A 6,765-nucleotide genomic window follows, 5' to 3' on the forward strand; every position below is an offset into this window, starting at 1 on the left:
AAAACCGTCCGCCCGGGCCCCTGGGGTCGCTGTCGCCCGCACCACCGGGTCCCCCCCCCCAAACGCCCCCCTGGGGGCGCCCGTGAATTACTCCGGGGGCCACCGAAACCCGGCCGGCCCACCCCCCGAACCCGCCGGAATCCCGCCCCCGCCACCCGGCCACCGCCCGCAGCGACCACTCCTCCACAGTTGTGGACAACCAACTACCGGCTGCACGTCGCCCCGGCCTTCCCCGCCGACCTGCCTGCCCTTTCCGCCTCATCCGGAGAACTGCCCATGACGCGCCACACGCACGACGCGCACGATGCCGAAGTCATCCCGGACGAACGGTCCGTGCCGACGAAGTCCCCTACGCTGAAGGAGCGTTTGCGGAAGGCGTTCGGTCGGGCGGCTCCTGGCGGAGCCAGTAGTACCCCGAGTCCGACTCAAGGCCGGTCTTCGGGGATCTCCGCCCCGGGGGTGGCGGAGACGGCCCAGCGCCAGGGGGCGCCGGACTGGGAGGTCGGGGCCGAGGGCGGCCCCGACCCGGACGAGCTGCACGCAGTCCAGCAGCAGATCCTCCGCCCCGCACCCGCCGCCGAACCGATAGCCAGTGAGCGAGCGGTGCAGAGCGTCCAGCCGGCGATCCGCCGTTTCACCGGCACCAAGCGGACCGTCCGCGTCGGTCCGCTGCGCTTCACCGGAGACGAGCACGCCGACCTCCAGGAGGCCGCCGCCGAACACGGCTACAAGGGGGAATCCGGTTTCGCCGCCGACATCGTCCTCGCCTTCGTATCCGGACGGTTCACGGCGAACCTGCCGCTGTCCGAGGACCACCGCCGCACCCACATGTTCCGCGCCCAGGTGCTGCGCGAGCTCAACCGCATCGGCGTCAACGTCAACCAGATCGCCCGCGCCCTCAACAGCGACCTCACCCCACCCGACATCCGCCACCGTCTCGACGAGCTCCACCGCCTGCTGGAGCTGATCGCCGAGGCCCTGCGCGAACCCGCCGAATCCAGGAAGGACCAGGCCGCGTGATCGCCGCCATCAAACCGGCCGGATCCAACACCCGTGGCCTGCTCGCCTACCTCTACGGCCCCGGCCGCCACGACGAGCACACCGACCCGCACATCGTCGCCGGCTTCGCCATGCTCGGCATGCCCGACCCCGGCCGCGACCCCGACGCCGCCCTCACCCAGCTCGCCCGCTACCTCGACGCGCCCGTCCATCTTCGGAACAGCGAGTTCGGCAAGAAGGTCACCGACCACGTCTGGCACTGCCCCGTCCGCACCGCTCCCGAGGACCGCCACCTCTCCGACACCGAGTGGGCCAACATCGCCCAGCGGATCGTCGAAGCCGCCGGCATCGCCCCGGCCGGGGACGACCTCGGCTGCCGGTGGATCGCCGTACGCCACGCGGACGACCACATCCACATCCTCGCCACCACCGTCCGCGAGGACGGCCGCCGCCCCAGGCTCCACGACAGCGGCATTCGCGTCGGCGATGCCTGCCGCCGGATCGAGAAGGACTACGGCCTGCGGCAGCTGAAGAAGGGCGACCGCACCGCCGGGCACCGGCCCACGCAGGCCGAGATGCACAAGGCCGAACGCCTCGGCTGGGAGCAGACCAGCCGCGACTGGCTCCAGGACCGCATCCGCGCCGCCATCCCCCACGCCAGCAGCGCCGAGGAACTGCTCGCCTACCTCGAAGCCATGGGCATCGCGGTCAAACCCCGCCGCGGACCCTCCGGCGACCTCCTCGGCTACGCCGTCGGCCGCCCCGGCGACCTCAACAAGGACGGCGAACAGATCTTCCACCCCGGCGGCAAGATCGCCCCCGACCTCACCCTGCCCAAGCTCAAGGCCCGCCTGGAGGCCACCACGCCGGAGGAGCACCCCACCGCCCGCCGCGATCGCCCCAGCACCCCCTGGCACCAGGCCATCGACGCCCTCGACACTCTCCACGCCGGCATGGCCGACGACACCCACGCCCAGGCCCACATCACCGCGCTCGGCGACCTCATCGAAGCCTCCGCTCAGAGGGCCCCCGACCACCTCCAGGCCGAACTGCGAGCCGCCTCAAGGGCATTCGTCCGCGCACAGCGCTCCCAGATCCGCGCCGAGAACCAGGCCGCCACCATCCTGCGCCGAGCGGCCCGCGACCTCGCCCACACCGCCACCGGCCCCGACGGCAGCGCCCTGGCGACCCTGCTCGCTGCCCTCCTCTGGGCCACGATCGCCGCCGCCCGCTGGCACGAAGCGAAGAACCACGCCCACCAGACCGAAACCGCCCGCCAGACCCTTCACCACCTCCAGGCCGCCGCCGACCGAGCCCTCACGCCCGTCGTCGACAGCCTCACCACCCGCCAGCCGAACGATCAGGCCCGCCGGACCCTCGCCCACGACGTACGGGCCGCCGTCCCCGACCACGCCGACCGCATCCTCACCGACCCCGCCTGGCCGGCCCTCGCCACCGTCCTCTCCGACGCCGAAGCCGACGGCCACAAACCCCACCAACTCCTCAAGGAAGCAGCCGCCCAGCGCGAACTCACCACCGCCCGCCAACCTGCCCGTGTCCTGATCACCCGCATCCAGCACACCAGCCGCAACCCCGCCCCCAACCCCCGCGCCGAAGCCGCCCGCCGACGGACGACGCTGTTGAACGGTTCGGGAAGCACCCCCAGCCCCCGTGGGGTGATCTCAGTGGCTCCCGCGGTTAGCCGAGCGACCCGTCCAGCGCGTTAGCTCACCGAGCTGATGGTGAGCAGTGGTCTCTCTCCAGACCACTCGGCTGTCAGTGGTCGTCGATATCGTCGCTTTCGTGTATGTGCTGGTAGGCGACTGGAGGCGTGGAGTGATTCGTGAGGGGGAGCCAGCGTGAACACCGTTAGAGCTCGGGTCTGGCGGTTCGAACCACGGTCAAGCGGGCAAGGAGCTGCGTGGATCATCGGTCGCGGGCAACTGCCGGTTGGACTGGCTCGGCTGGTCCACATCAATGCACTGGCCTGCGACCTGCAAGGCGTCGTCGACCTTCGGACCAAGGAGCTGGAAGCCCGCCTTCTGCTCAGTTACGTCGACGCCCCAGGAGGGAGTCCCCTCCAACTCGATCACCCGTCCCTCATGGCGAGTTCGCGGCACATACGCAGCTTCGTCAGCGAGTGTGCGGGGCTCGGGCTGCTGACCGCAGCGAGTGAAGCCCTGTTCTCGTGGACGGACGGAACCCACGAACTGCACAGCTTTGATGCTCTGCCGCGACCTCTGTCGAAGTCGTATCAGGGTAGTGGCGTGCGCCCTGATCTGCTGTTCCATGTACCGGAGGGGCCAATCGCGGGGGAGGCCCGTGGGCGGTATCGCAAACAGAAGGAGCTGTTGCCCAAGCGCCTTCTCTCAGAACAGCGACGGCGACTCGCTCAGCTCACGGCCTGGTCTGCTGCTCACAGCGACCACTCCTATTTCATGAGCTGGGTCTACGTAGGTCCGGCAGGGGTGGCTGTGGACATCTTTATCCCCGAGGGCAGTGGATCGGGCGACACGCTGATAACCGACTGGGCAGACACGGAGGACGGGGACGGCCAGGAGCAGCCCTTCCACTGGGGCGAACCGGAGGCGGACGCAGAGTCTGGCCCCAACGTTCTCCCGTCGAGTCAGCCGTCCCCGGCGGTGGGAGAGGCGCCCAGCGGCGCCGCAGGCGAGGAGATCACGGAGTTCGAACCGCTTGGGCTCATGGTGGCGGAACCCACGCGGCCTCCTCAGGAAATTGCGGAGGACGTGGTGAGCAGGCTCTACGCATCCGCTCCTGAATCAGACCAAGAGGCTACCCTCGCGGGAATCTCCGTGCGTGGTCGTTGGGTACCGGCTGATGCCTTGGGGCCTGCGAAGCACGAAGTCATGGTTGGAGTACTTGCTGAGAGGCCGCCCCGACAGGTGGCGATTCGGGAAAGGATGTCACGGTCGGAAGGGCGGTTTGACGTGTGTCTCGACGGACGGCTCCTCACTGTCGTTCGACCTGCTGCAGCACCTAAGCCGGGGTGGCGTCAGTTGGAGCGAGTACTGTTCGACCCCCGCTAGCGAGGTAGGTACTGGCGGAGCGACGGTCCGCTAGGAAGCGGGCAGAACGTCGTGGCCTTTGTTCGGTGGAGCCCCGGTTGGGTCCTGCCGCGACGTGTCGGCAGGGCCACGACTGTGGCTCGGAGTCGCTCTCAGGAGAGCAGGGTCGCGTCGAGGTAGTCCTGCACCGGCTCAAACAGTCCGTATGGCACGTACTCCGGGACCTCGCCATGGGCAACCCAGGCCAGTTCGGCCAGCTCCTCGGTGTCCGCGACGTGGGCCGTTCCACCCAATACCTCGCATGCGGTGTACGACATCAGCCGGCCCGTCTTCGGGTGGACGCGCTCGCCGAGCAGCTTCACGGCCGCCACGGTCAGCCCGGTCTCCTCCTGGGTCTCCCGCACGGCGGCGTCCTCGCGGGCCTCGCCCGGCTCGACCTCTCCGGCCGGGAACTGCCAGGAGAGCTGTCCCTCGCTGACCCGGCGGCGCACCATCAGCACGCGTCCCTCGTTCACGACGATGGCGGCGGCGATGCCCGGGCGCTCGTCCGTGTTCTTGTTCGTCACGTCTGCTCCTCCAGGACGGCCAGGATGGGTGGGAAGATCGTATCGACGGGGATGAAGCGGGGCACCGAGTTTCTGGGGACCCACATGACGTCGATGTTCTCGGCCGCGTCGCTGTTTGTGGCCTCGCCGGCCAGGTACTCGCAGAGGAAGTACTCGCACAGCACGCCGGTTACGGGGTGAAGGCGGTTCCCGAGGTGCTGCCGGACCGCGCAGTGGACACCCGTCTCGTCCAAGGTCTCCCGCACGGTGGTGGTTTCCGCCTTGCCTCCCGGCTTGATGACGCCGGCCGGGAACTGCCACGTGATTCCAGCGGCGTCGTCGTCCCGTCGGCACACCAGGAGGACATCGCTGTCGCGGACGACCACTGCGATGGTCACCCGCAGTGCCTGCGCGCCGGGCGGCGTCGAGTCCGCCGGGGCCCGTTCCTTCGCCAGCAGGAGTGCGAAGCGCTGTCGCGCAGCCGGAGGAGCCTGCTCATGGGCCGTGTCGAGGAGCTGCTGCATCTCCCTGCGAGGGACGACGGACGCGTCGGAGTGCCAGGCGGCCACCGTTCTCACGGCGATACCCAGGTGGGCGGCGAACTGTTCGTTGCCGAGCCGTAGGGCGGACTGCAGCAGGCAGGCGTACCGGCCGCTCCAGCGCTCGATCACGTCCACAAAACTGCCCCCTCGTCGCCGCCCCGGTGCAGGAATCCGCACGCCGAAAGTGCACTCCCACTGCACTGGCACTTCATGGTCACGCGGGAAGAGCCCCGGAAGAATCGGAGTCACCAGGGGCCAAGGGATCACCCGCCAAAGGCTCAGTCCCTGGGAGGCGTATGAGAGGCGCGAGAGCGCCAGACGACCACAGGGAGATTCTAGGTGTGCACTCCCAGCGGATAGCGGAGACAGAGAAGTTGGCCGAATCGGAACTCTCGATGGGCTGATCGGCCGCACCTTGGCCGGCATTCTCCCGTCCGGGGCATTGCCCGCACGTCCGAACCGCCCTGCCAGCGCCGGTAACCTCAGCAGATGACGGCTGAATTTCCGTCATGTTCGGTTGCTAGCAAGGCGAAAGGGAGTCAATGGCCGAGGTTCAGGCTCACACTGTCGAGCGCACGCTCGTCCTGCTCAAGCCCGATGCGCTGGCGCGTGGCCTGGCAGGAAGGATCATCACTCGATTCGAAGACGCCGCGCTGAAGATCGTCGGCACGAAGATGAAGTGGATGGACGAGGAGTTCACCCGCAAGCACTACTTCGACCTGGAGGAACGGCTGGGCTCGGAGGTCTACAACCTCACGGCGTCCGCGACCAGGACGACGACCCCACGTACACCCCGCACCTGTCTACGACCACGAGAAGCTCGTCCAGCTCTTCACCGACGCTGGCTTCACCACCGTCGAACCCTGGACCTTCGACCCCACCATGGCCAACCCGAAGCGCCGCTGGGGCAGCGTCTACGTCGTCGCCGCGAAGTAACCCTTCAAGCAGCCCGCGAGGCCGAGACGCCCCGTCCCTAGCCGTCCCGGCCTTGCGGGCCTCCACCCACGCCAAAGCGCCGCACCCGCCCGGCCACGCCGCCGAGGGAGCCACCCGCATGAACCAGGTAACGCCCCCGTCCATCAGCGAACTGACCCTCGCCGCCCCCCCCAACGCCGTCGCTTGGGCCCGCCGCTACACCGTCGACATCCTCCAGCGCTGGCGCTTCCCCGACGAGGGGATCGAAGTCGCCCGACTCCTCGTCTCGGAGCTGGCTACCAACGCGATCGAGCACTTGCGGCCCACGGAGACGTCTGAAATGGCCGCCCCCAGACCCACGGGTGTTGGCACGATCGTTCTCAGGCTCTGGCCCACCGACGATGGCATCATTCTCGCGGTCAGCGACCTCGACCCGCGACCGCCGGTACTCCGCGCCCATGACGCCAGCGCCACCGGGGGTCGCGGACTTGTCCTCATCCAGGCCATGTCCAGCCGCTGGGGCTACTTCCCCACGCAGCCGCACTCTGGGAAGATCGTCTGGGCAGAGGTTCCCGCTCGTCCCGACAGCGCCTGCGGCGAGCCAGCCATCGGTGGCCGGCAAGCCGCCCCGATGCTCATCGGACGAGTCTTAACCGGCCTAGGGCGTTTCCTTCGGATCACCGCGCGGACCAGATGAAGATGGCGGCGAGGTGGAGTCCGGCCAGGTAGATGGTC

The 6,765-nt window shown here is 68.8% G+C and carries 6 protein-coding genes and 1 pseudogene; 4 read left to right on the forward strand and 3 right to left on the reverse strand.

The genetic code is table 11. The annotated features are described in order from the left end of the window. Positions 1–459: 459 nt before the first annotated feature. Both QK440_RS40380 and QK440_RS40385 read left to right on the forward strand, forming a co-directional pair. Positions 460–1,020, forward strand: a complete 561-nt coding sequence (locus QK440_RS40380) for a MobC family plasmid mobilization relaxosome protein (protein ID WP_282798253.1) — start codon at positions 460–462, stop codon at positions 1,018–1,020. Further along, a complete protein-coding gene (locus QK440_RS40385) occupies positions 1,017–2,726 on the forward strand; it encodes a relaxase/mobilization nuclease domain-containing protein (RefSeq protein ID WP_282798254.1) in 1,710 nt (569 codons plus the stop codon). Before QK440_RS40380 ends, QK440_RS40385 begins: the two co-directional genes overlap by 4 nt. A gap of 174 nt (positions 2,727–2,900) precedes the next feature. On the opposite strand, the gene QK440_RS40390 is transcribed toward QK440_RS40385, so the two are convergent. The 3 genes from QK440_RS40390 to QK440_RS40400 all read right to left on the reverse strand — a co-directional run bounded on the left by QK440_RS40390 (position 2,901) and on the right by QK440_RS40400 (position 5,250). Further along, a complete protein-coding gene (locus tag QK440_RS40390; RefSeq protein ID WP_282798255.1) occupies positions 2,901–3,092 on the reverse strand; it encodes a hypothetical protein in 192 nt (63 codons plus the stop codon). A 1,088-nt stretch (positions 3,093–4,180) separates the two neighbouring features. Further along, positions 4,181–4,594 carry an NUDIX hydrolase gene (locus tag QK440_RS40395; protein WP_282798256.1) on the reverse strand — a complete coding sequence of 138 codons (414 nt, stop codon included), beginning with the start codon at positions 4,592–4,594 and terminating at the stop codon, positions 4,181–4,183. Then, positions 4,591–5,250: an NUDIX hydrolase gene (locus tag QK440_RS40400; RefSeq protein ID WP_282798257.1), complete on the reverse strand. Its 660-nt coding sequence runs from the start codon at positions 5,248–5,250 to the stop codon at positions 4,591–4,593. Before QK440_RS40400 ends, QK440_RS40395 begins: the two co-directional genes overlap by 4 nt. A gap of 407 nt (positions 5,251–5,657) precedes the next feature. On the opposite strand from QK440_RS40400, the pseudogene QK440_RS41520 reads away from it, so the two are divergent. Together QK440_RS41520 and QK440_RS40410 are read left to right on the forward strand one after the other, a co-directional pair. Continuing rightward, positions 5,658–5,879: pseudogene (locus QK440_RS41520) on the forward strand (nucleoside-diphosphate kinase); the annotation flags it as partial. A gap of 290 nt (positions 5,880–6,169) precedes the next feature. Then, positions 6,170–6,727 carry an ATP-binding protein gene (locus tag QK440_RS40410; protein WP_282798259.1) on the forward strand — a complete coding sequence of 186 codons (558 nt, stop codon included), beginning with the start codon at positions 6,170–6,172 and terminating at the stop codon, positions 6,725–6,727. The last annotated feature ends 38 nt before the right edge of the window (positions 6,728–6,765 follow it).

The organism is Streptomyces sp. CC224B, assembly GCF_030010595.1.
Taxonomy (GTDB): domain Bacteria; phylum Actinomycetota; class Actinomycetes; order Streptomycetales; family Streptomycetaceae; genus Streptomyces; species Streptomyces longispororuber.